19 protein-coding genes are annotated in these 24,245 nt (G+C 63.0%); 6 read left to right on the forward strand and 13 right to left on the reverse strand.

What is annotated here, in order from left to right:
• Positions 1 to 13 precede the first annotated feature (13 nt).
• On the forward strand, positions 14 to 667 hold the full coding sequence (locus tag VF497_RS05575) for an NAD(P)-dependent oxidoreductase (RefSeq protein WP_330886639.1): 654 nt from the start codon (positions 14 to 16) through the stop codon (positions 665 to 667).
• A gap of 86 nt (positions 668 to 753) precedes the next feature.
• On the opposite strand, the gene metK is transcribed toward VF497_RS05575, so the two are convergent.
• Positions 754 to 1,947: a methionine adenosyltransferase gene (metK, locus tag VF497_RS05580; protein WP_330886640.1), complete on the reverse strand. Its 1,194-nt coding sequence runs from the start codon at positions 1,945 to 1,947 to the stop codon at positions 754 to 756.
• Positions 1,948 to 2,294: 347 nt separating this feature from the next.
• Here metK and VF497_RS05585 point away from each other — a divergent pair, with 347 nt between their 5' ends.
• The 4 genes from VF497_RS05585 to VF497_RS05600 all read left to right on the forward strand — a co-directional run bounded on the left by VF497_RS05585 (position 2,295) and on the right by VF497_RS05600 (position 7,134).
• Positions 2,295 to 3,551, forward strand: coding sequence for a GTP cyclohydrolase II (locus VF497_RS05585; RefSeq protein WP_330886641.1), 1,257 nt, complete (start codon positions 2,295 to 2,297; stop codon positions 3,549 to 3,551).
• Positions 3,544 to 4,812, forward strand: coding sequence for a URC4/urg3 family protein (locus VF497_RS05590; protein WP_330886642.1), 1,269 nt, complete (start codon positions 3,544 to 3,546; stop codon positions 4,810 to 4,812). Before VF497_RS05585 ends, VF497_RS05590 begins: the two co-directional genes overlap by 8 nt.
• 37 nt (positions 4,813 to 4,849) lie before the next feature.
• A complete protein-coding gene (gene upp, locus VF497_RS05595; RefSeq protein WP_330886643.1) occupies positions 4,850 to 5,479 on the forward strand; it encodes a uracil phosphoribosyltransferase in 630 nt (209 codons plus the stop codon).
• A 296-nt stretch (positions 5,480 to 5,775) separates the two neighbouring features.
• Positions 5,776 to 7,134, forward strand: coding sequence for an alkaline phosphatase family protein (locus tag VF497_RS05600; protein ID WP_330886644.1), 1,359 nt, complete (start codon positions 5,776 to 5,778; stop codon positions 7,132 to 7,134).
• A 53-nt stretch (positions 7,135 to 7,187) separates the two neighbouring features.
• Here VF497_RS05600 and VF497_RS05605 read toward each other — a convergent pair whose 3' ends face one another.
• Entirely contained in the window at positions 7,188 to 8,240 is a 1,053-nt protein-coding gene (locus tag VF497_RS05605) for a YeiH family protein (protein WP_330886645.1), read from the reverse strand.
• A 138-nt stretch (positions 8,241 to 8,378) separates the two neighbouring features.
• Here VF497_RS05605 and VF497_RS05610 point away from each other — a divergent pair, with 138 nt between their 5' ends.
• Positions 8,379 to 9,323: a LysR substrate-binding domain-containing protein gene (locus VF497_RS05610; RefSeq protein WP_330886646.1), complete on the forward strand. Its 945-nt coding sequence runs from the start codon at positions 8,379 to 8,381 to the stop codon at positions 9,321 to 9,323.
• Here the strand turns inward: VF497_RS05610 and dusB are convergent.
• The 11 genes from dusB to VF497_RS05665 all read right to left on the reverse strand — a co-directional run.
• A complete protein-coding gene (gene dusB / locus VF497_RS05615; RefSeq protein ID WP_330886647.1) occupies positions 9,274 to 10,257 on the reverse strand; it encodes a tRNA dihydrouridine synthase DusB in 984 nt (327 codons plus the stop codon). The genes VF497_RS05610 and dusB overlap by 50 nt on opposite strands.
• 52 nt (positions 10,258 to 10,309) lie before the next feature.
• A complete protein-coding gene (locus tag VF497_RS05620; protein WP_330886648.1) occupies positions 10,310 to 11,659 on the reverse strand; it encodes a nucleoside permease in 1,350 nt (449 codons plus the stop codon).
• A gap of 148 nt (positions 11,660 to 11,807) precedes the next feature.
• Positions 11,808 to 12,020, reverse strand: coding sequence for a YbdD/YjiX family protein (locus VF497_RS05625; protein ID WP_330886649.1), 213 nt, complete (start codon positions 12,018 to 12,020; stop codon positions 11,808 to 11,810).
• A 16-nt stretch (positions 12,021 to 12,036) separates the two neighbouring features.
• A complete protein-coding gene (locus tag VF497_RS05630) occupies positions 12,037 to 14,094 on the reverse strand; it encodes a carbon starvation CstA family protein (protein WP_330886650.1) in 2,058 nt (685 codons plus the stop codon).
• A gap of 116 nt (positions 14,095 to 14,210) precedes the next feature.
• Positions 14,211 to 16,700 (reverse strand): reprolysin-like metallopeptidase, encoded by a 2,490-nt coding sequence (locus VF497_RS05635; RefSeq protein WP_330886651.1) that lies wholly within the window; start codon positions 16,698 to 16,700, stop codon positions 14,211 to 14,213.
• Positions 16,701 to 16,811: 111 nt separating this feature from the next.
• Positions 16,812 to 17,780 (reverse strand): magnesium/cobalt transporter CorA, encoded by a 969-nt coding sequence (corA, locus tag VF497_RS05640; RefSeq protein ID WP_330886657.1) that lies wholly within the window; start codon positions 17,778 to 17,780, stop codon positions 16,812 to 16,814.
• A 161-nt stretch (positions 17,781 to 17,941) separates the two neighbouring features.
• Positions 17,942 to 21,166, reverse strand: a complete 3,225-nt coding sequence (locus VF497_RS05645) for a hypothetical protein (protein WP_330886652.1) — start codon at positions 21,164 to 21,166, stop codon at positions 17,942 to 17,944.
• Positions 21,167 to 21,253: 87 nt separating this feature from the next.
• Positions 21,254 to 22,471, reverse strand: a complete 1,218-nt coding sequence (locus tag VF497_RS05650; RefSeq protein ID WP_330886653.1) for a DUF4105 domain-containing protein — start codon at positions 22,469 to 22,471, stop codon at positions 21,254 to 21,256.
• Between the two features lie 46 nt (positions 22,472 to 22,517).
• Positions 22,518 to 23,366 (reverse strand): HlyC/CorC family transporter, encoded by an 849-nt coding sequence (locus VF497_RS05655; RefSeq protein ID WP_330886654.1) that lies wholly within the window; start codon positions 23,364 to 23,366, stop codon positions 22,518 to 22,520.
• Positions 23,367 to 23,448: 82 nt separating this feature from the next.
• Positions 23,449 to 23,913, reverse strand: coding sequence for an rRNA maturation RNase YbeY (gene ybeY / locus VF497_RS05660; protein WP_330886655.1), 465 nt, complete (start codon positions 23,911 to 23,913; stop codon positions 23,449 to 23,451).
• Positions 23,910 to 24,245 (reverse strand): PhoH family protein (locus tag VF497_RS05665; RefSeq protein WP_330886656.1); only part of this gene is annotated, 336 nt, incomplete at its 5' end. The genes VF497_RS05665 and ybeY, both read right to left, overlap by 4 nt.

Consider the following 24,245-nt stretch of genomic DNA (forward strand, 5'->3'; position numbering starts at 1 on the left):
GGCGATCGACGCGGTGCTCGAGCGCAACACGCCCGCGTTCCGCGCGCGCGTTACTGGTCGCGTCTTCGTCCACATGGGCACGACCTCGCCCGAATATTCGCATGCGTTGGAGCGCGATCTGGTCGCCTGTGGAGCGCGCTACGTCGAAGCGCCGGTTTCCGGCTCGCGCGTTCCGGCCGAACAAGGGCGACTGGTCGGCATGGTGTCGGGCGCCGCCGATGTGGTGGAAGCAGTGCTTCCGTTGCTTGAACCGCTGTGCACGCAATGGTTTCGCTGTGGTGCGGTGCCCGGCGCATTGCGCATGAAGCTGGCGGTGAACCACTATCTCATCGCCACGGTGGTCGCGCTCTGCGAAACCGTGTATGCGGCCCGCGCATCTGGCATCGACCTCGCGCTCCTGCGTCGTATCCTCAATGCCGGCCCAATGGCCAGCGAAGTATCGCGCACCAAGCTCGACAAGCTGGTGCGAGAGGACTTCTCGCCGCAGGCCGCAGTGCGCGACGTGGCGACGATCGCCGATCTGGTCGCCGACCAAGCCGCGTGTGCGGACGCATCGGTTCCGCTCATGCGCGATTGCGTCACGCTGTTCCGGTGCGCGCACGATGCCGGGATGGGTGATCTTGACATGGCCGCGGTGGTGAATGCGTTCGGTTTTGCCGAATCGTAGTGGTGGCTGCACCCTTGCCGGGTTCGACGCGCGCAACAAAAAAGGCCGCATCAGCGGCCTTTTTGTGAATCGGTGAAACGAACCGCTTACTTCAGCTTCGCATCCACGCGCAGTTGCTCGGCCTTGTCGGTCTTCTCCCACGAGAACGTGGTGAAGGTTTCGCCGTTCGGCAGCTTGACCAACTGCGGGGTGCGGCCGAAGTGGCCGTGCGCGGCGGTCTGCTGGTACATCGGGTGGATGAGATCCAGCATCTTGATGATGCCGTACGGACGCAGGTCGAAGTGCTTGCGCACGAGCTTCTCGATCTTCTCATCGCTGATTTTGCCGGTACCGAACGTGGTCACCGAGATCGAGGTCGGTTCGGCCACGCCGATCGCGTAGCTGACCTGGATTTCGCAACGGTCGGCGAGGCCGGCCGCGACGATGTTCTTCGCGACGTAGCGGGCCGCGTAGGCAGCCGAACGGTCGACCTTGGACGGATCCTTGCCCGAGAACGCGCCGCCGCCGTGGCGGGCCCAGCCGCCGTAGGTGTCGACGATGATCTTGCGGCCGGTCAGCCCGCAGTCGCCGACCGGACCGCCGATGACGAACTTGCCGGTCGGGTTGATGTGGAACTTGGTGCCCTTGTGGATCCACTTCGCCGGCAGGATCGGGTTGAGGATTTCCTCGCGCACGCCGGCGATCAGGTCCTTCTGCTTGACCGACGGATCATGCTGGGTCGACAGCACGACGGCGTCGATCGCCACGGCCTTGCCGTCTTCGTAGCGCAGCGTGACCTGCGACTTCGCGTCGGGGCGCAGCCACTTGAGCTTGCCCTTCTTGCGCACCTTGGTCTGCTGCTCGACGAGGCGGTGCGAGTAGTAGATCGCGGCCGGCATGTAGTCGCGCGTTTCGTTGGTCGCGTAGCCGAACATCAGGCCCTGGTCGCCCGCGCCTTGTTCTTCCGGCGACTTGCGGTCGACGCCCTGGTTGATGTCGGGCGACTGCTTGCCGATCAGGTTGATCACGCCGCAAGTGGCGCCGTCGAAACCGACTTCGCTGGAGTTGTAGCCGATGTCGAGGATGACCTTGCGCGTCAGCGCTTCGATGTCCACCCACGCCGACGTGGTGATCTCGCCGGCAACGATCGCCACGCCCGTCTTCACCAGCGTTTCGCAGGCGACGCGTGCTTTCTTGTCCTGCGCCAGGATGGCGTCGAGGACGGCGTCGGAGATCTGGTCGGCGACCTTGTCCGGATGGCCTTCGGACACCGATTCGGAGGTGAACAGGGTGGTGCTCATGTCGGTATATATCCTTTGATTCGGATGGAAAGATGTAAACCGTGCATCATACACGGATGGGCGCCAATTTGCAGCCGCGAAAGCTGGTCGGGGTCCCGGTGTTCAGCGTCCGCTTATTTGGGCGTTTAGATGGCCAAACATTTTCTTCTCTCCGCTTCGGAAGGAGGCGGCGTGAAGCGCCGGACGAGGGTAGGGAATTCGGGTTTCGCGATACCTTTCGAAGTTGAAATACCTATTCCTCATCCGCCCCTGCGGGGCGCCTTCTCCCGAGAGGAGAAGGAAGCAAGGACGCTACTTTACAGCGCCTTAAAACTCTGTATGCTGCATTTTTGTGACCGCATAAAGACATGAGTTCACGCCATATCGTCCTGACTTCGCACCCCGACAGCCGCGGTCAGGCGGCGCCGATCCACTGGGGTGCGGAAACGCCAAAACAGCGCGGGCCCATTATCGCCTCGCTGACCGATCCCGCCAAACGCAACGTCATCGGCACGCATTCCGGCGCCTACGCGGTGTACCGCGCACTCGCGATCGCGTCCGGCCGGCTCGACCGCGGCCACCGTCCTGACCTGACCAATACCGCGCCGGCCGATGCGCTCGGCCCGCATGCGCAGTGGTGGGAGAAGAATGCGCAAGGGCAGGACAAAATCGTCTCGCTCGACCCGTGGGGGCACATGGTTGCGACCGCGTTTGCCGACGAGATCGCCGCGGGTGCCGACATCCGCCCGACGATTGCCGTGACACGCGCGCACATCAACATGCCCGAACTCAAGGATGCGATCGAGGCCGGTCGGCTCAAGGCCGACGGTCACATCCTGCACGCGAACGGCGACGTGAAAGTGACCAAGGCCGCTGTCGATCCGGTCTGGCATCTGCCCGGAATCGCCCAGCGCTTCGGGATCAAGGAATCGGATCTGCGCCGCGGCCTATTCGAACAGACCGGCGGCATGTTTCCCGAACTCGTCACGCGCCCCGACCTCCACGTGTTCCTGCCGCCAATCGGCGGCATGACGCTGTACTTCTTCGGCGACGTCAATCAGCTCGGCAAGCCCGAAACCAAGGTTGCCTGCCGCGTGCACGACGAATGCAACGGCTCCGACGTGTTCGGCTCGGACATCTGCACCTGCCGCCCGTATCTCGCCCACGGCATCGAGGTGTGCATCGAGATGGCGCAGCAGGGTGGCGTCGGCCTCGTCGTTTACAACCGCAAGGAAGGCCGCGCACTCGGCGAGGTGACCAAGTTCCTCGTCTACAACGCGCGCAAGCGCCAGGAAGGCGGCGATCGCGCCGAGACCTATTTCGCGCGCACCGAATGCGTCGCCGGCGTGCAGGACATGCGCTTCCAGGAGCTGATGCCCGACGTGTTCCACTGGCTCGGCATCACGCGCATCGATCGCTGGGCGTCGATGAGCAACATGAAGCACGGCGCGCTGACCGAGCAGGGCATCGAAGTGGTCGAACGCGTGGCGATTCCCGATGAACTGATTCCACAGGATGCGCGCGTGGAGATGGATGCGAAAGTGGCCGCGGGCTACTTCAGTACCGAGGCGGCGCCGACGGCGGCAGAGTTGGAGAAGGCGAAGGGGCGCGGATTGAATGAATAACGGCGAGCACGGAGCGGAGAGCAGGGAAAAGCAGGCTGCGCTGAAATTGTTGAGCGCCGCCGCGGTGCGCGAGCGCTGCGCACGCATCATGGCCGCGGCCGAAGCAGGCAAAACACCGCATTTCACCTGGCACGCAGACAGGCTCGACTCCTGCGCCGACTACGTGCTCGGCGTGATGCGCAAACGCTTCCCCGACCTCAACGTGCCGATCCATAGCCGCCGCCGCCATTTCGAGGCGGGCGGTATCGATCGCTGGAACGAGCTGGTCCAGCAGCGCGGATTGTCCGGCCCAGAGCACGCCGCCGAACGCGCACGCATCGGCATCGATCTCACGATCCCGAGCGTGCTGCTCGACGCCGGCGCGGGCGCGTCGTGGGAGTACTACGACGAGGCGCACCACAAAGGCTTTTCGCGCTCGGAAGGTCTCGGCGTCGCCAGCTTCGACATGTTCGTCAACGGTGCGTTCGCCGCCGACAAGAGCACGCCGCTGCGCAGCGACGCGTCAGCACTCATGCAGATCGCCAGCGACGATGTTGCGCACGGTTTCCAGGTCGATGCGATGAATCCGTTGGTTGGCGTTGAAGGTCGCGTGAATCTGTTGCGCAGGCTCGGCGCGGCGGCGCGCGTCAATGCGGATGTGTTCGGCACGCCCGCGCGTCTGGGCAATCTCTATGACCATCTCGCCGCACGCGCGGTCGATGGAAAAATTCCGGCGACGCTGCTGCTCGAAACCCTGCTGCACGCGCTGGGTCCGGTGTGGCCGGGAAGGCTGGAGATCGGCGGCGTCGATCTCGGCGATTGCTGGAAACATCCGAGTGCGGTGGTCGATGCGAACGACCCGACCGACGGCCTCGTGCCGTTCCACAAGCTCACCCAGTGGCTCGCCTACTCGCTGCTCGAACCGCTGGCCGACGGTGGCCTCGAAGTCACCGGCCTCGATCAGCTCACCGGACTGCCCGAATATCGCAACGGTGGCCTGCTGATCGACTTCGGCGTGGTCACCGCACGCGATGCGAATTTGTATACCCAGGCGCTGACCGTCGACCATCCGGCGATCGTCGAGTGGCGTGCGTTGACCGTGATCGGCCTCGACCGGCTCGCTGAGTGCATCCGCGCCAAGGTCGGCCTCGACGCGGCAGCGCTGCCACTCGCGCGCGTGCTCGAAGGTGGTACATGGACGGCGGGACGCAAGATTGCCGCCGAGCGTCGTCCCGGCGGTGCGCCGCCACTGAATATCGTCAGTGACGGAACGGTTTTTTGAGCGCGGCCAAAAACTGTTGCTATAGAGGAATGTGAGCATGTCCAACGTCGTCGTAATCGATCATCCCCTGGTGCAGCACAAGCTCACGCTGATGCGGCGCAAAGAGGCCTCGACCGCCGAGTTCCGCCAGCTGCTGCGCGAGATCGCGACCCTGCTCGCCTACGAAGTCACGCGTGACCTGCCGCTGGAAACGACGAAGATCGAGACGCCGCTGGCGAAGATCGATGCGCCGACGCTGTCGTCGAAGAAACTGTGTCTGATCTCGATCCTGCGCGCCGGCAACGGCCTGCTCGACGGCATGCTCGATCTGATCCCATCCGCACGCGTCGGTCACGTCGGCCTGTACCGCGATCCGCATACGCTCGAGGCAGTCGAGTACTACTGCAAGCTGCCGCTCGACATCGGCGAGCGTCTCGCCGTCGTGCTCGACCCGATGCTCGCGACCGGGCACTCGGCCGTGGCCGCGCTCGACCGCATCAAGGACCGTGGCGCGCAGGCGATCAAGTTCGTCTGCCTCGTCGCCGCGCCCGAAGGCATCAAGACGCTGCAGGAAGCGCATCCCGACGTGCCGATCTACGCCGCGGCGATCGACAGCCATCTCAACGATCACGGCTACATCGTGCCGGGCCTCGGCGATGCGGGCGATCGCCTGTTCGGCACCAAGTAGAACCTGTCTCAAAACTACTGCGCTCGACATTTCGCGCGCCGGCGGTGCTCGGAATCCTCATGTACTTCTACGTACACTCCGGTTCCTGCGCTCCGGCGTCGCGCGAACTGCCTTCGCTCGCCACGTTTTGAGACAGGTTCTAGGCAGCCCGCGTGACGCCGCCCGTCGCGACGTCATCTGCCTGACACAGCAACAACACACACTCGCGCCCCGATTGGGGTGGTTGCGCGGTTCGTTCCGCGCAACCTGGGGGTCGATGGGAGTCGTTCCTTCAATCCACGCGAGGTATGACCGTCATGAAAAGAATCGCTGCCGCTCTCGGAGCTTTGTCCTGCGCCATTTCCGGCGCTTTTGCCACCGAAGGCCCCGTGCCGACCGGTATTCCGCATCTCGATCACGTGTTCGTGATCATGATGGAGAACCACGGCTACAGCCAGATCATCGGCAATCCCAATGCACCATTCACCAACTATTACGCGCGCACCACGAACCTGGCGACGAATTATTTCGCCGTCGCCCATCCGAGCCTGAACAACTATCTCGAAATCGTCGGCGGCTCGAACTTCGGCGTGCAGAGCGACAACTACCCCGACTGGCACAATTTCTACTGCACCACGAATCTCGCTTCGGGCACGGCCAACACCGATACTCCGGCCAGCCCGAAGGTTTGTCCGATCGCGGGCGTCGGCACCGATGCCGCGATTCCGGCGATCGACACGACGAACGAAACCCAGGGCGCGCCAGGAACGGTCAATATCGACGGTCAGAAGTCCTACGCCGCCAACAAACACACCTCCGGCAAGACCATCGCCGATCAGCTCGTCGCTTCCGGCATGAGCTGGAAGAGCTATCAGGAAAACCTTCCGCAGGAAGGCGCCGACAACGTCAACTACAGCGACGGCCTGTTCACCAACAATACGAACTTCGCCGCGATTCTGCCGCCGATGACGCCGGCGCTGGCGCAGAGCGGGATCGTCGCGCTGTACGCGGCCAAGCACAATCCGTTCGTCTACTTCCAGAACGTGCAGGAAGGCTGGGATCCGAACAACAGCCTCGACAACGTTGTCGATTTCACCGGCGCGGGCGGTCTCTACGCCGATCTGGCCTCGGGCAACGTGCCGACCTATTCGCTGATCGCGCCGAACCAGTGCAACGATCAGCACGGCCGCGGCAATTCCGACCAGAGTTGTGCCTACGATCCGAGTGATGACGGCTCGCAGTCAGGCTTGAACCCCGCGTTGATCCTGCGCGGCGACATGATGCTGCGCAAGCTCGTCGGTGCGATCAAGAAGTCGCCGGCATGGCACAAGGGCAAGAACGCCATCGTCATCGTCTGGGACGAGAACGATTACAGCCTCTCACCGAACATCAATCAGGTGCCGGTGATCGTCGACACCAACTACGCCGCGGGTGGCGTGCAGAGCGCGGTCTACTACAACCATTTCTCGCTGCTGAAGTCGATCGAGGCCGGTCTCGGCCTGCCTTGCCTCAACCATGCCTGCGATACCGACCTGCCAACCATGAGCGACCTGTTCATGGGCAGCGGCCCTGCCGCCGCGCAGAACGGTCAGGGATCCGACAAGAGCATCGGTGTGCCGCTTGTGCCCGGTGCGACGGCGGCGGTGTCGAACAAGCTCGGCAATTCGATGCAGTAAGTCTGGATCCGACGAAGCGGGCCGGCGCGCAAACGCGGGCCTGCTTCGTTGTTTCAAGCCAGGACGTGCACCATCGCGGCGCCGCCGAGGATCAGCCACAGCCACAGCAGCGCGGCGAGCAGCAGCGGCTTCGGGCCGAGACTACGCAGCTTGGCGACGCGGGTCTCGAGGCCGAGGGCGGCCATTGCCGCGGCAAGCAGAAGCGTATCGAAGGTCAGCAGCGGCGCTTTGATCGCCGGCGGGAAGGCAACGAGCGAATTGATCGCGCTGACCGCGACGAAGGCGAGTGCGAACCACGGCAACGGCACTTTCGTCTTCTCGCCGCTGGCGGAGTTTGCGAGCTTCGTCTGGCGCCAACCGAAGAAGAACAGCACAGGCACCAGCAGCATCACGCGCGTGAGCTTGACCACGACGGCGCTGTCGGCCGTCGCCGGATCGACCGCGCTGCCGACCGCGATTACCTGCGCAACCTCGTGCACGGTCGCGCCGGTGTAGAGACCAAAATGCGCCGCGTCCATGTGCAGGTAGGGATAGAGCGCGGGGTAGAGGAAGATGTCGAGCGTGCCAAACAACACGACCGTGGCGACTGCGATCGCGACCTTGGCCGGATCGGGCTTGAGCACGCGTTCGAGCGCGAGCACGGCAGCGGCGCCGCAGATCGCGCTGCCGACGCCGGTCAACAGAGCGCTGTCGCGGTCGAGGCCGAACACGCGCCGGCCGAGGAACGAGCCGAGCGCGAGCGTGCCGACGACGATGATGGTATCTATCGCGAGGCCGGCCGGGCCGATCGCGGCGATCTGACCGAATGACAGGCGCAGGCCGTAGAGAATCACGCCGAGACGCAGCAGCTTTTGCTGTGCGAATACGACGCCGGGCGACAACGTCGCCGGCAGTTGTGCGCCGAAGCTGTTGCCGATGGTCATGCCGAGCACGATCGCGATCGTCAGCGCGCTGATCTGCGCGCGCTGCAGCGGCGCCCAACTGGCCAACAGCAGGCCGGCGACGCCAAGCGCCAGCGCGAGGGCGAGGCCCGGCAGAAGGCGGCGCAGGGAAAACCCGACGGGTTGAACGGCGGATGCGGCGATGGCGCTGGCGCTGGTGCTCACGGCGGCTGACTCTCGTGGATTCTGCACATTCTCGCTGCAAAATTTCGATAAGAAAATTGAAAACTATTTATCCAAGGAATAAGATTTACTGATATATCAACATCATTGACGACCAAGAGCGATTTGTCGGAGACAAACATGCTTGGAATCAGTCTGCGCCAGCTCGAAGTCTTTGTCGCGGTTGCGCAAGAAGGTAGCGTGCGCGCGGCGGCGGAACGCCTGCACTTGTCGCAACCCGCGCTGAGCATGGCGCTGGCCGAGCTCGAAACGCAGCTCGGCGTGGATCTGTTCGACCGCAAGCGCGGGCGCCTGTATCTCGGCGAGCGCGGACGCGATGCGCTGCCGCTCGCGCAGGAGATTCTCGAACGCACCGTGGAACTCAAGCGCAGCATGCACGGACGCGGCGGCGCGCTCGAGGGCGAACTGCGTCTTGGTGCGAGCAACACGATCGGCAACTATCTCGTCGGCGACCTGCTCGGTGCGTTCACGGCGCAGCAACCACAGGTATCGGTGCGGCTGACCGTCGGCAACACCGATGCGATCGTCAAGGGCCTGCTCGACCACGCGCTCGATCTCGGCTGCGTCGAGGGCGCCGTCGCGCACGCCGACATCGAGGTGCGGCCGTGGCGTGAGGATGAGCTCGTGATCTGTACACGGCCCGACCACGCGCTTGCGAAGCGCACGCGGCTGCGCTCCGAGGATTTCGCCGATGCGCGCTGGATCCTGCGCGAGGACGGTTCGGGCACGCGTGCGATGACCGAGCGCGTGCTCGCTTCGCTGCCGCCCGGGCGTACCGTGCTCGAGCTCGGCCAGAGCGAGGCGATCAAGCAGGCCGTGATTGCCGGCCTCGGCATCGCCTGTCTGCCCGCGGTCGCGGTTGCCGATGCGGTGAAGGCGCGGCGCCTCGTGGCGCTGCGTACGCCGTTCCTCGACCTGCGCCGGCGCCTGTCGTGGGTGTTGCGTCGCTCTAAATACCATGGCGCACTGGTCGGCGCGTTCCTGGACAGCGCTGCAATCGGCGGCGACGCCGTGATCAAGCCGCGCGTGCGAGCGAGGTGGCCTCGCCGAAATACTCGCGCGTAAGGCGCAACTGTTCGGCCGCACTTTCGGCGCGATTCGCCACGGCGCGAAACGCGGCGTTTTCCTCGCGGTCCTTCGCGTACCAGCCCAGATGCTTGCGCGCGATGCGCAGGCCCTGTTGCTCGCCGTAGAAAGCGTAGAGGTTTTCGAGATGCTCGACCAAGATCGCGCAGACTTCGGCCGGCGAGGGCGGCGCGAGCGTCTCGCCTGTGGCCAGGAAGTGCGCAATCTCGCGGAATATCCACGGCCGGCCCTGCGCCGCGCGACCGATCAATACGCCGTCGCAATTTGTATACTTCAGCACATCGCGCGCTTTCTGCGGCGAGTCGATATCGCCATTGGCGAATACGGGAATCGATACGGCATTCTTAATTGCCACGATCGTGTCGTACTCGGCCTCGCCGTTGTAGAGGTCGGCGCGCGTGCGGCCGTGCACGGCGAGCGCGGCGATGCCGGAGTCCTGCGCGATTTGCGCAATGCGCACGCCGTTCCTGTTGTCGCGGTTCCAGCCAGTGCGGATCTTCAGCGTTACCGGCACGTCCACCGCGCGCGCGGTCGCCGCGCAGATGCGCGCGACCAGCGCCTCGTCCTGCAGCAGTGCCGAACCCGCGTAGACGTTGCAGACTTTTTTTGCGGGACAGCCCATGTTGATGTCGACGATCTGCGCGCCATGGTCGACGTTGTAGCGTGCCGCCTCGGCGAGCATCGTCGGATCGTAGCCGGCGATCTGCACGCTGACCGGATCGGGCTCGCCGGCATGGTCCATGCGCTTGAGCGACTTGCGCGTCGTCCACAGGCGCGGATCGCTCGTCGTCATCTCGGACACGGCCAGACCGGCGCCGAGCTTCTTGCAAAGCTGGCGGAACGGTTTGTCGGTCACGCCCGCCATCGGCGCGAGCGCGACGGGCGGGGCTATGCGGTAGGGGCCTATCTGCATCCGCGTATTGTACTTGCTTCCCTTCTCCGACCGAGAGGAGGGAAGCAAAGGCTCAATGCGCGATCTGCGCCTTGGCCAGCTCGGCCGGCTCGTGCTTGTGCTTGAACAGCAGGGCGAAGGCAACGCCGGTGACCAGCGCGTACAACGCGAACATCGTCCAGATGCCGGGCCAGTTCTTGCAGATCGCGACGGCCTCGCTGCAGGTATGGTCGGTGAAGAAACGGTCGATGACGTAGCCCGAGATCGTGCTACCGAGCACGGCGCCGATGCCGTTGGTCATCAGCATGAACAGGCCCTGCGCGCTCGCGCGGATCTTTTCGTCGCTTTGGCCTTCGACGAACAAGGAACCCGAGATGTTGAAGAAGTCGAAGGCGAGGCCGTAGACGATGCACGACAGCACCACCATCCACAGGCCCGATCCCGGATCACCGTAGGCGAACAGGCCGAAGCGCAGCGTCCACGCGATCATGCTCAGCAGCATCACGGTCTTGATGCCGAAACGCTTGAGGAAGAACGGGATCAGCAGGATGCACAGCGTTTCCGAGATCTGCGAGATCGACATGATGAACTCGGGATAGCGCACGGCGAAGTCGCTCTTGTACGCATCGAGTTTGGCGAAGTCGTGAAGGAAGGTGTCGCCGTAGGCGTTGGTCAGCTGCAGCGCCGCGCCGAGCAGCATTGCGAAGATGAAGAAGATCGCGAGCTTCGGGTTCTTGAACAAGGTGAACGCACGCAGGCCGAATGTGTCGACGAGCAGCGCGAACCGGTTCGAGCGACCGAACGCGTCGAGCGCGCCGACTTCGAGTTTCTGCGGATCGCCGAGTGCCTGGTCGAACGGCCGGCCGAGCTTGGGCGGGCAGGGTGGCAGGGTGAACGCGTACAGGCCGAGTGCAACCGCGGCGGTGGCGGCGACGTAGAACTGGCCCGGCGAAGTGCCGAGATGCAGCAGCGCGATCACCCACAGCGCGACGACGAAACCGACCGTGCCCCAGACGCGGATCGGCGGATACACCTGCACGATGTCCTCGCCGCCCTGCTTGAGCGCGTTGTACGACACCGCGATCGCGAGCGCGATCGTCGGCATGTAGCACATCATCGTCAGCAGGATGACCCAGAAGAACGTGCCCGGGTCTTCGACCGTCGGCAACACCAGCAAAAGCCCGGCGCCGAGCAGATGGAGGATGCCGTAGAGGCGCTCGGCGTTGATCCAGCGGTCGGCGAGGATGCCGGCGATCGTGGGCATGAACAGCGAGGCGATGCCCATCGTCGAGAAGATCGCACCGAACTGCGTGCCCGACCAATGCTTGTTCTGGAACCAGTATGCGCCGATCGAGATCAGCCAAGCCCCCCAGACGAAGAACTGGAGGAAATTCATCACGATCAGGCGCAGCTTCAGGCTCATTCTTTGCTTCCCCTATTGGTTACGCGCAGCGTATCAGCAACGTGACGGAGCGCAAGTTGCGCCGCCGTGGGACACGTGGTCCGTACGGCGCATCATTCGAATGCAGGCATGGTCTGTCAGGCGGGGCCGTGGGCACCCGAGCGCGGGTTCAGCAGCAACCGCGCGTACCGCCGTTCTTGTAGCGTGCATCCTGGCGCTGGCGGAAGAATTCCTCGTAGCTGGGAATCACGCGTTCGGGATGGTTGCGGCGCAGATGCAATACGTAGGTGTCGTAGTCGGGCACGCCGATCGCGAGCCGCGCCGTTTGCACGGCGCGGCGCCAGAACTGCTGGACTGCATTGGCTGCGATCGCGATCGACATGTTCCGTATTCCGAGCTCAGCGCGACAGCGAGGCAAGCGCGATGTAGGGCTCCTCGTTCGCGGTCGGTTGCGCGGCGGCATTCGCCTTGAGGATCGCGCGCAAGCCGAACGCGACGGTGGCGACGACGAGGGCCATGAACAATCCGGTCAGCACCGCATCGATCGTGTTGTTGGTGACAATCTGCTGCATTTCGGCTGCGGTTTTCGCCGGCGCGATCAGCTTGCCGTCCGCGATGCCCTGCGAATACTTCGCCGCGGCAGCGGGGAAGCTGATCTTCGCATCGAACAGTTTTACCCAGCCCGCAGACAGCGTGCAGATCACGAGCCACGCGGCCGGGATGCCCGGTACCCAAGCGTAGCGCGCGAGCTTCTTCTTCACCACTACGACGAGGCAAAGCATCAGCGCAATCGCCGCGAGCATCTGGTTGGCGATGCCGAACAGCGGCCACAGCGTGTTGATGCCGCCGAGCGGATCGGTTGCGCCCGCGTAAAGGAAATAGCCCCAGATTGCGACGCAGAACACTGTGGTGACGATGTTTGCACCCCACGACTCGGTCTTCTTCAGCGCGGGCACGGCGAGGCCGACAAGTTCCTGGATCATGAAGCGGCCGACGCGTGTGCCCGCATCGACGGTAGTGAGGATGAACAGCGCCTCGAACAGGATCGCATAGTGGTACCAGAACGCCATCATGCCAGCGCTCGGCATGATTCCGTGCAGCAGCTGCGCCATGCCGACCGCGAGCGTCGGTGCGCCGCCGGCGCGAGAGAGGATGGTCGATTCGCCTATGTCTTTTGCTGTTTGCGTCAGTTGGTCGGGCGTGACGACGAAGCCCCACTGACTGATCGCGGTTGCCGCACTCGTAACGTCGCTGCCGATCAGCGCGCTCGGCGAATTCATCGCGAAGTAGACGCCCGGATGCAGCGCGCTCGCAGCGATGATCGCCATGATCGCGACCGCAGCCTCGGTCAGCATGCCGCCGTAGCCGACCATGCGCGCCTCGGATTCGTTCGACAGCAGCTTCGGCGTGGTGCCCGAGGAGATGATCGAATGCCAGCCTGACACCGCGCCGCAGGCTATCGTGATGAACAGGAACGGGAACAGGTTGCCCTGGAACACCGGGCCGGTGCCGTCGATGAATTTCGTCACCGCCGGCATCTGCAGATACGGCGTCGAGAAGAAGATCGCAATCGCGAGCAACACGATCGTGCCGATCTTGAGGAAGGTCGACAGATAGTCGCGCGGCGCGAGCAGCAGCCACACCGGCAGCACCGAGGCAAAGAAGCCGTAGCCGATCACGAGCCAGGCAAGCTGCGCGGCATTGAAGGTGAAATATTTCGCCCACGCCGGATCGGCCGCGACCACGCCGCCGAGCCAGATCGAAACGAGCAACAGCACCAGGCCGATGATCGACACCTCGAGCACGCGGCCCGGGCGCAGGAAGCGCAGGTAGATGCCCATGAAGATCGCGATCGGAATCGTGCAGGCCACGGTGAACGTGCCCCACGGGCTGATCGCGAGCGCTTTCACTACGACGAGCGCGAGCACGGCGAGCACGATCATCATCAGCACGAGCACGCCGATCATGCAGGTCACGCCGGCGGCATTGCCGAGTTCGGCGCGCAGCATGTGGCCGAGCGAGCGAGCATCGCGGCGCACCGAGAGACCGAGGATCATGAAGTCCTGCACCGCGCCGGCGAGGACGACGCCGGCGAGGATCCACAGCGTGCCGGGCAGGTAACCCATCTGCGCGGCGAGCACCGGGCCGACGAGCGGGCCGGCGCCGGCGATCGCGGCGAAGTGGTGGCCGTAGACGATCCACTTGTCGGTCGGCACGTAGTCGAGACCGTCGTTGCGCAGGCGTGCCGGTGTCGCACGTGTCGGATCGAGGCCGAGCACCTTGTCGGCGATGAACTTCGAGTAGAAGCGATAGGCGATCGCGAACACCGCGATCGCCGCGGCGACGAGCCAGATCGCATTGACCGATTCGCCGCGACTCAGCGCGACGACGCCCAGACACATAGCGCCTGCAACGGCAATCGCACCCCATACCAGCCTGCCGGTCATTCCGCTCATAGCCTCTCTCCCGCTGCTGTTTTTGCTTGAGCGAGTGTCATGCGAGGCTGCAACGCCGTCAAGCGGGTCTTGCGGGTTTTACGCGTCGAGGAGACAGTCTCGACTCCTGCTCCTGATCACGGACTCGGGGCAAACCAGCCAACCACATCTGCGACCACGTTTGTGTTCCCCGACTCGTTGTAAATGGACACTTGGCCGTTCGTGCCGACTTTGGCCACGACAAGGTTGGCCACGATGTCGCCCGCGACGAAATTGAGGTTCGACGCATTGGGGCGTGTACTGCCTGTCGGCCAGACCGTCAGGAAGCTCAATGCAGTAGGCTGCACGGCGACGACGTTCAACACCACTGCGCCGACGCCGGAGCTTGGGATTCCCGCCCTTCCGGTGACCGTAAGGGGCATCTCGGTGCCGGGGCCGATGAGAGGGCCTCCCGCGAACTGGCCGTCGACGGTGGACATGCCGGGCCGCGTGTCGAGCAGGCGTGCAGGAGTGATTGCTGTCAGCTCGGAGCCGGCCGGAAACCAGCCGGCCACATCCGCAACGATATGGGTAGTGGCGCTCGGGCTCAGGGCCACGCTGCCGTTCGCGCCGATTTTCGAGATCACCAGGTTGGCAATGGTCTGGCCCTGTACGAAATTGATGCTGGACGCATTGGGTTGTGTACTGCCTGCGGGCCATGCGGTGATGTGGCCGAAGTTGGCCGGCTGCGTCACGGTGAGGTTGAACACGACGGAGTCGGCGCCGCTGGCGGGAACACCGCCGCGGCCGGCGACAGCAAGGTCGAGTTCGGTCCCTCCCGTTACCGGCAAGCCGGTGCCAGTGGTTCGCGTGTCGAGCAAGCGCGCGGGAACCAGCGGGACGAACGCGGAGCCCGTCGGAAACCAGCCCGCGACGTCGGCGATCAGATCCGTTGTACTGCCTTCGTTGTAAAACGACACGTTGCCATTGTTGCCCAGCTTGGCCACAACCAGGTTGGGTATGGTTTGGCCTGGAACGAAGTTGATGTTCGACGCGTTGGGGCGAGCGCTGCCGGTCGGCCAGGCGGTGATGTAGCCGATCGCACTTGGATTGGTGACCGTTACGTTCATGATCACGGCGCCCGCACCGATCGACGGCACCCCGCCGCGACCGGCGACTGACAGGTCTAGTTGCGTGTTCACGCCCATCGCTCCGTTGCCGGCGAACGTGCCGTCCGAGGTCGGCATGCCCCGACGCGTATCGAGTATGCGCGAGGGGGTCAGTGCCGTGAATTTCGTCGGTCGTGTTCTCCACGTTGCCATTGCAGGCGCGTTTGCGTTGATTGCGGTCGTGCTGTCCGCGCCGGTCACGGTCGTGCTGCCGACGGTGTATGGCGTGCCGATCGGTACGCCGCAGCTGCCCGAGTTGCATGTGTTGAGATTCGGGTTCGAAAAATACGGTGAGAGTGGTGCGCAGCCGTTGGCGGCGACGGTGTACGACATGATCGTGCCGGCGTTGCCATTGCAGTATCCGCGGTTGTAGCTCGGTGTCCCGTCGGTGCAGGGATGATTGGGATCGGCGTTACAGTTCTGGCCGCTTTGCGCCGCCGATTGGAGCGATGTTGCCACATCGTGCGCAGCACCCATGACATGGCCCACCTCGTGAGTCAGCGTGGTGACATCGCAGTAGTAGCCACCGTTGCTGCCGTCTTCGACGACGGCAAAGGCGTAGTCGGAATAGCTGAAGTCCTGTGTCTGGAAGCCCAAGCCACAGACCGAGGCTTGGAACGGCCGCACCATCACGACCACGTCGGCTCCGTACTGATTGCGCAAAGTCGCAACGGCAGAGTCACTTTGCATGCTGTTCAAGGCGGTGTCGTCGCTGACGGTCTTGTCCGAGTAGGAATAGTTGATTGCCTGCGCATAGACGAGATTCAGGGAGGCATAGATCTGACTGTTCGTGTATGCGCTGTTCGCAGTTGCGACGAGCAGGTTTAGCCTGGTGATCGTCGCCGCGTAGCCTCCAAGTTGTGTCTGCATCTGCCCGGTGAAGAGGATCAGCAGATCGATTTGGGCGGGAGAGCCGGAACTGGCCGCGTTTGCGGTCGCCTGTATGGCTGATGTCGAATCCGGGCTGGTGCGATTTATCGGACTGCCAACCTTGGCAGGCATTGTGTCGTCCAGCGATGGAATCAGGAGTTGCTCGTCTGCTGCCCCGATGTCGGTGAGGACGGCATGCCGTTCTTCTCCTTCCAGGCGTAACTTTCCCGCTGGCGTGGAGATGTTGCCGTTGACCTGGCCGGCGTACGTTGAAATGAGAACGGGGAAATCCTGGCCGTGGTCGCGCATGTGTCCCACCCACACGCGCCCACCGCCATAAGCCGCTTCGGTGCGATCGTAGATCAAACGGTAAGCCGTCCCATTCGGCGCGACCAAATTGCTTTCGTCGCCGGCCTTCATCTTGTCGATGGCAGATACATTGAGTGCAACGAGCCTCCGCGCGCCGGGATGCGATACGGGGGAAATTAGCGATGATTGCGTTGCTGCCTGACCGGTTTCGGCGGGGATCAGCAGGTTCACCTGTGCGACGGCATTCGACGCGGCGATCAACAACCAAATTGCCCAAAGGACTTTTGGACGAGTGGGCATAGGCTACTCCTGAGAAACCGAAGTGTCAGATTAGCGGGTGCTCTTGATACAAAACGAGAACACGGTATGAGAAATTCACATTTCGTCTTCTCGCCTAGCGGCGGTAGAACATTACAACCACTTCGCGCGCTTGAGCACGACGTACAGGCCAATGCAGATTGCTACCGTCGCCCCGATCAGGATGTAGTAACCGTAATCGGTCGAGAGCTCGGGCATGTTGTGGAAATTCATGCCGTACCAGCTCGCGATCAGCGTCGGCGCGGCGAGCAGGCCCGCCCAACCGGCGAGGCGCTTGACCACTTCGTTCTGCGCGACGCTGACCATCGCGAGGTTGACGTTCATCGCCGCGGTGAGCAGTTCGCCCATCGTGTTGGTCGCATCGCTGATGCGCGTGGCGTGGTCGTAGACGTCGCGCAGGTAGGGGCGAACCTCGTCGTCGATCTGCTTGCCGTGGAATCGCGAGAGCTGGTTGAGGATGTCCTGCATCGGCGACACCGCCAGGCGCAGCGTGACGAGCTCGCGCTTGAGCAGATAGATACGCTCGATCACCTCGCGCTTGAAAGTGTCCTCGAAGATTTCCTTCTCGAGCTCGTGCAGTTCTTCCTTGAACGTCGACACGATCGGCATGAAGTTGTCGACGATGAAATCGAGCACGGAGTACATCGCGTAACTTGGCCCCAGCGCCATGAGTTCCGGCGTCTGCTCGCAGGCCTTGCGCGGCGCGGCGTAGGACAGCGAGGCACCGTGGCGCACGGTAAGCAGGAAATTCTTGCCGAGGAAGATGTGCGTCTCGCCGAACTCGATCTTGCCGTTCACCACCTGCGCGGTGTGCAGCACGACGAACAGCACGTCGTCGTAGATCTCGATCTTCGGCCGCTGGTGCGCGCAGTGCGCGTCCTCGATCGCGAGGTCATGCAAACCGAACTCTTCCTGGAGTTTGCCGAGCAGCGCCTCATCGGGTTCGTGCAGGCCGACCCAGATGAACTGGTCGGCGTATTGCAGCACGTCGCTGATGTCGTCGAGTTCGACATTGCCGAGCTTGCGCCCGTCCTTGCCGTAGGCGATGCAGTTGACCAGCATCGGCGTCGCGGAATCGGCCTGCGCCGCGGCTGCGGGAGCACTGCCTTGGGTGCTGGGCTGGACCGACATGTCCATGATTCTATCGCCGTGGCGGTGAACCCGCGCATGATGCCGGAAGCGCGATGACGGCTGCAATCGCTACCGACAGCCGATGTGCAAACCTAGGGATTGCAGGAAGACGGCTTGAACACGCCACGGATCAGATCGAGTTGACCGCTGGTTCCTGCGTCGCGACCACTGGTAAAGCTGTAGTTAAACGTTGCATTGGCGCAGTCTTTGAACACGACATTGCCCGTGCCAACCTGTGTCGTAGTGACTTTGGACGGGGTGTCGAACACGCCGCCACTACCCTGGTAGATGGGCATGTTCTGCAGCGAACTGACGCCGGAAGAGTAAGGACCCTGGATCGTGTACCAGCGTTCCGACGCGACGTGGTCCGGATTGCCGTCAGCCACGTTCCTGTACCACGCGGCGAAGAAAACATTCGACTGCACGTCGACATCCAAGACTAGTCCCGAAAACTTTACTTTCGGATCGTACCAACCGCCAGAGAGCAGGAAATCCGGGGAGTACGGCGAGTCACCGGATGGCGAACAGGCAGGGTTCCCACCGAGCCGCGTCAACGCCATGCTGCCGTCGCCGACAGCATTGGGTTGTCCACTGGAAGCAGGGCTTTTGGGAGTAGGCTCGTAAACCGAATACGTCAACGTGGCGTGTGTACAGTCGTTGAAGGTGAGCATTGCCCTGCCGACTTCCACCGCCGCCACAATGGGAGAGGAAGGCGGATACATTGAAGTTGCATAGACGGGCACGCTGGCGATCCTGCTCGTTGCATCTACGGGACCCTGCAAGGTGTACCAGCGTTGTCCGGTGCCGCGATTGCTGTAGGGCGAATCGTAGGTGAACCACCCTCCGAACAAGGTGCCGTTGCCCGAGCTATCTGAGCTTGGAATGATCTGCAGCAGTATTCCTTGACCCGAGGTATCCCGGTTGTACCAAGCGCCGGTCCAGCCGAACTGATTGAGATGATTCGGTACGCTCGGAGGTGAGCCATCGTTCGTGGGTATCGCGGCAAATCCGTTGTGAAGCTGGCCGCCGATGATGGAGAAGACGCCGCCCGTGTACAGCGTCCCCTTGTCGTCGACAGCCAACGCGTAGACGGCGTCGTCAGCGACCGGATTCCAGCCGAGATCAAGGGCAGCGCCGTCCGAAGCGGAAAACTTGGCGAGATAAGGACGCGTGCGCAATTCCGGTAATGCTCCCGAACTGGATGCATTGCGACTAGCTGTGCCGAACAATCCCCCCGCAAAGAGATCGCCGTTCGGGGCAAGCGCCAAGGCATGGACATGAGATGGGAATGCAGCCCACACCATCGCGTCATAATCCTTGAACGATAATCCGTCAGCCACCGTGGCGTTCCAGGCGCTGTTCGATAGGCCGCTTTGGGCCGAACGTTTTTGTACGCTAGATTTGCCCGCCGTGTACAAATTGCCTTTTCCGTCCAGCAGCAATGTGAAAACGTCAGACGAATCTGAATTGAACGACGAGTCGAGGTTCCCGTTTGCCAAAACCTTGGCCAGCCCAGCTTTGGATTGACCAGCGATGGTCAAAAAGTCGCCGCCGAGGAAAATCGAACCCGCGGCATCAACAGCAAGTGAACGGACTCCGTAGTTGCCGGCCGCGAATACCACGGAAGGATTCCAACTGGGATCGAGGACGCCTGCGGCTGATATCTTGGCGATGCCGGATCGAACCTGTCCGCCGACCTTGTTGAAATCGCCGCCAATGATGACGCTGTTGTCGAGGGGCGACAGCGCAAGCGCTTCGACTCCGTAATACCACCGATCGATCGTGGTGGTTCCGATTGAACTCGAACTGCCACCCCAGCTCTTGTCCACTTGACCGCTCGCCGATACTTTGGCGACGCCCGAGCGAGGCAATCCGCCGACTTGGCTGAACTCACCGCCGAGATAAACGTTTCCCATACTGTCAGTAGCTATGGCCTCGACGCCGAGCTTGCCGGGTGCGTCGGTGCTGGGATTCCATGTGGGGTCGATGCTGCCGTCGGGCTTCAGGCGCAGCGCGTTGCCGCGAACAGCGTCGCCGGCTCCTGAGAAATACCCACCGACGATCACGCCGCCGTTGGGTTGGCTTGCGATTGCGTTGACTATTCCTGTCGGAGTAATCGCATCGAGCGGCGAGGCGAGGCTGCCGTCCGAAGCGATCTTCGCAAACGAATGGCGCTCGCGGTCCGCAATCATAGAAAAGAAACCGCCGACGTAGACGCTCCCATCCTTGTTCGGAACGATGGTGTTGACGATGTTGCCGCTAACCCCCAAGGTCGCAACATGCCAGCTTGTGTCGGCATTGCCGGCGTCGGTTGCGGACAATCGCGCCACTGCCGTATCGGATTGGCCGCCGATCGACGTAAACGCACCGCCTGCGATCACGCGGCCGTTGCTGTCGATGGCCAACGCATTGACGCTGTTGTTGGCCGAAGGACTCCAGGTCGCATCCGCAGCACCTGTTCCAGTAGTCGAAAGCTTGGCGATGTTGTTGCGCGTCTGTCCGCCGATCGAGGTGAAGCTGCCGCCGACGAACACACTGCCCTTGCCGTCGAGAACAAGCGCGTTGATGCGCGCGATTCCCGCCGGGCTCGTCGGCGCAGGGTTCCATGTCGGGTCCAAGGCTCCGGTACCAAGACTGGAAACTTTCGCCAGATATTTCCTGGGTTGACCGCCGACCGATGAGAAAGTCCCGCCGAGATAAAGGTTGTCGTCTGCGTCCACCGCAATCGCCGTGACATAATTGGTGGTCTGCGGCACCCATGATGAAACGAGGGCTCCCGTTGCACCGGAAAGCTTCACCACACCTGTCGTCGTTGTGCCCACGAAGCAGCTGTAGCTGCCGACGAAAAGATCGCCGGCACTGTTTATCGCCAAGGAATGGAAGTTGCTGCACGGCAATTCCCCATTCCAATTCGGGTCCGCAGTCCCAGTCCCGTTCGCGGACAGTTTGGCGATGTGGTAGTGGGATTGATTGCCGATAATCGAGAAATTTCCGCCGACATAGATATTGTTCTTGCCGTCGGCGGCTAGGGCGATCACAGGATAGTCAGTGCCGGGATTCCAGTTCATATCCACGCCGCCATCGGCGTTCAAGCGCGCAAGATTCCGCCGTTCGACGCCGTTGATCTGCGAGAACGAACCGCCGAAAACGATGCTGCCGTCAGCCAGACGAACGGAAGTGTAAACAGTGCCGTTGGTATAAAGCTTGAGATCGAGCGTGCTCAGCGGTGCGGGCGTCTGTGCGTTCGCGGCGACGGCAAAGAGCATGAACGTCGAAATGCAGAGGTTCGCAAACGACGATAGGTGAGCGAATGGCATGCGGAATCCTCCCTGATTTCATCTGCAATGGCGTTGATCATGCCCCATTCGCGAGCGAATGCACAATCGCCGCTGCCTCGCACGCGGTTACAAATGCAGACGTGAACGAAGTTGTGTCACGGTAAACGCCAGGGTGAGGTGCAGCGGCAACAGCAGCGCGATCCACAGCCAGTTGTCTTGCACGAAGCCGGGCAAAATCTTCACGAACCAGGCGAGCACGGCGCAGAACGCGATCGTCCAGGCAACGCGCTGGGCGAAGTGCGTCGGTCGCCAGCGTCGGCGGAATGCGCCGAGCCATGCCGGCAGCAGGAGGAGACACAGCGGATTGAGCAGAAGGACGTTTTCGTTGCGCCAGGCAGAAACATGCTCGGTAAACGCCCATAGTCCGATCAGGACGAGGCCGCCAATGCCGCAAACGAGAGCGATCAAGCTCGTGCTCGTCGCGAACGCGATGCGCGCGGCGGCGGTTCCGCGCGCGCGCGCGAGGCCGAGCAGAATCAGCGCAGTGATGATCCCCGTAGCAAGCGCACCCCAGGTCCAACGCGGCGGGAATTCCTGCGGATCGGGCAGGTGGCCCTTGTTCAATACGGTTTCGCTGGCGACGAGCGACAGCTTGTTGCCGGCGGCGTCGGTCAACGAAATCTCGCGCGCATGGCGCATGAATTCCATCGGCACGAAGCTCTCGTCCCAGTACGACAGGCGCTGGTCGGAGTAGGGGCCGAGGCCGGCATCGATGCCGAGCATCAGCGCCGTGTCGGGACGCATGAGCCGGTCGGCGTCCATGCGGTAGGTGAAGCCGCGCGAGGGCGAGATGAGCTGGGCCTTGATCGCTCCGCCGAGCGCCATGTCGAGCGCGTCGCGCACGCGTGTGGAGCAGTTGGCGCGGAAGTAGTCGTAGCGGTACTGCGCGTTCTCGGGGCGCGCGTTCCATTCGAGGTATTCGGCGAGCTTGCCGCGTTGCGCCGGCGTCAGGTTCAGCTCCTGGCGTACGATCCAGCGGCCTTCGTCGACGTAGACCGGATATTCCTCGGCCGGATCGCCGACCGCGATGCGATACATCATGCGGCCGCGCGCGAAGTTGAGGAAGAAATTCTCCTGCGCGAAGTCGAACATGCCGTAGTTGTACAGGCGCGCGGTGCCGGTTGCGTCGTCGCGCACTTCGATCGCGTTGTGGCCAAAGCGCTCCCAGAGTTCCTCGCCTGGGCCGAAGGTGATCAGCGAGACGGCGAGATGGGCGCCGGGCTCGGCGGGCGCGGTTTCGGTGGTCTGCGCGAACGCCGGGACAATCAGCAGGCAGCAAAGCAACGCAGCGAAGGCGCGTTGCCATCGACGCGTCCGCGAATCGGTCCGCTCAAGCATCGACCGGCCGCACGGCAAACTGCAGCACGCGGCGGTCGTCTGCGCGGGTCACGTGGAAATGGAAGCCGCCGAGGTCGACTTCCTCACCGGTCTCGGGCAGGTGGCCGAACTCGCTCGTGACCATGCCGCCGATCGTGTCGAACTCGTCGTCGGAGAAACGGCTGCCGAGGCGCTCGTTGAAATCCGCGATCGGGGTCAGCGCGTTGACCAGGAAGCGGCCGTCGGGCTGGGCCTGGATCAGTTTCTTGCGCGCGGGATCTTCCTCGTCGTGCTCATCGTCGATCTCGCCGACGATTTCCTCGAGCACGTCCTCGATCGTGATCAGGCCGGCGACGCCGCCGTACTCGTCCATCACGATCGCCATGTGGTTGCGCGAGAGGCGGAATTCCTTGAGTAGGATATCGAGCCGTTTCGATTCGGGGATCATCGCGACCGGGCGCAGCAGCGGACGGATGTCGCGTGGCGCGGCGCCGTTGGCGAAACTCTTGAGCAGGTCCTTGGCCAGCAGGATGCCGACGATCTCGTCGGCATCTTCGGCGTGCACGGGGAAGCGCGAATGCCCCGACTCGATCACGCGGCGCAGGATTTCCTCGAACGGCGCCTCGACCGGCAGCACGACCATCTGTGCGCGTGGAACCATGACATCGCCGACCTGCTGGTCGGCCACTTCGATGGCGCCTTCGACCATCGACAAGGTGTCATCGGAAAGCAGGCCATTCGCCTGCGCGTGACGCAGCTCCTCGAGCAATTCTTCGATGTTGCGCGGTTCGCCAGAGACCATCTGGCTGATCCGGTCCAGCCAGGATCGCGGCGGGGCCGAATTCGGAGGATCGTCGTTCATCTACGTCGAGGCAAAGCCCATCCGGGCGGCCTCCCAGTATACCGGAGAATCGGTGACGGAATTATAAATATTTTGAAATCAATCAGTTATAAGGATCAGCGATGCCGAGCCCGGCCAATATGCGGCGCTCGAGCGCCTCCATTTTGCGGGCGTCTTTTTCGTTCTCGTGGTCGTAGCCGATCAGGTGCAGCACGCCGTGGACGGTGAGGTGGGCATAGTGGTCGCGCACCCGTTTGCCCTGTTCGTTGGCTTCGCGCGCGACCACGGGCGGACAAAGAACGAGATCGCCGAGCAGGCCGGATTTCTCGCGTGGCGCGGGCTCGTACGGAAAGCTCAGGACATTGGTCGCGTAGTCCTTGTCGCGATAGCGCAGATTGAAGTCGCGTGCCGCTTCGACTTCGAACAGGGCGATGTTCACCTCGATTCGGCCCCGGCGTCGACCGGTCAGCGCGGCGTGCACCCAGGCCTCGAATGAGCGCGAAACCGGAACGCCGCGCCGGCCGAAATCGTTTTGCACGAATACGCAAAGATCGAGGCGGGCGCTCACGCTTTCGTCGCCTCGCCCCTGGGCTTCACATCGGCCTCGCGTGCTTCGTACGCGCGCACGATGCGCTGCACGAGTGGATGGCGCACGACGTCCTTGGCTTCGAAGAAGGTCATGCTGACGCCCTCGACCTTGGCCAGCACTTCGACCGCATCGCGCAGTCCACTCTTCACCTGCTTGGGCAGGTCGATCTGGGTCAGGTCGCCAGTGACGACCGCGACCGAGCCGAAGCCGATGCGCGTGAGGAACATCTTCATCTGCTCGACCGTCGTGTTCTGTGCCTCGTCGAGAATGACGAACGAGTCATTGAGCGTGCGCCCGCGCATGTAGGCGAG

This window comes from Rudaea sp., from assembly GCF_036383415.1.
Taxonomy (GTDB): Bacteria; Pseudomonadota; Gammaproteobacteria; order Xanthomonadales; family Rhodanobacteraceae; genus Rudaea.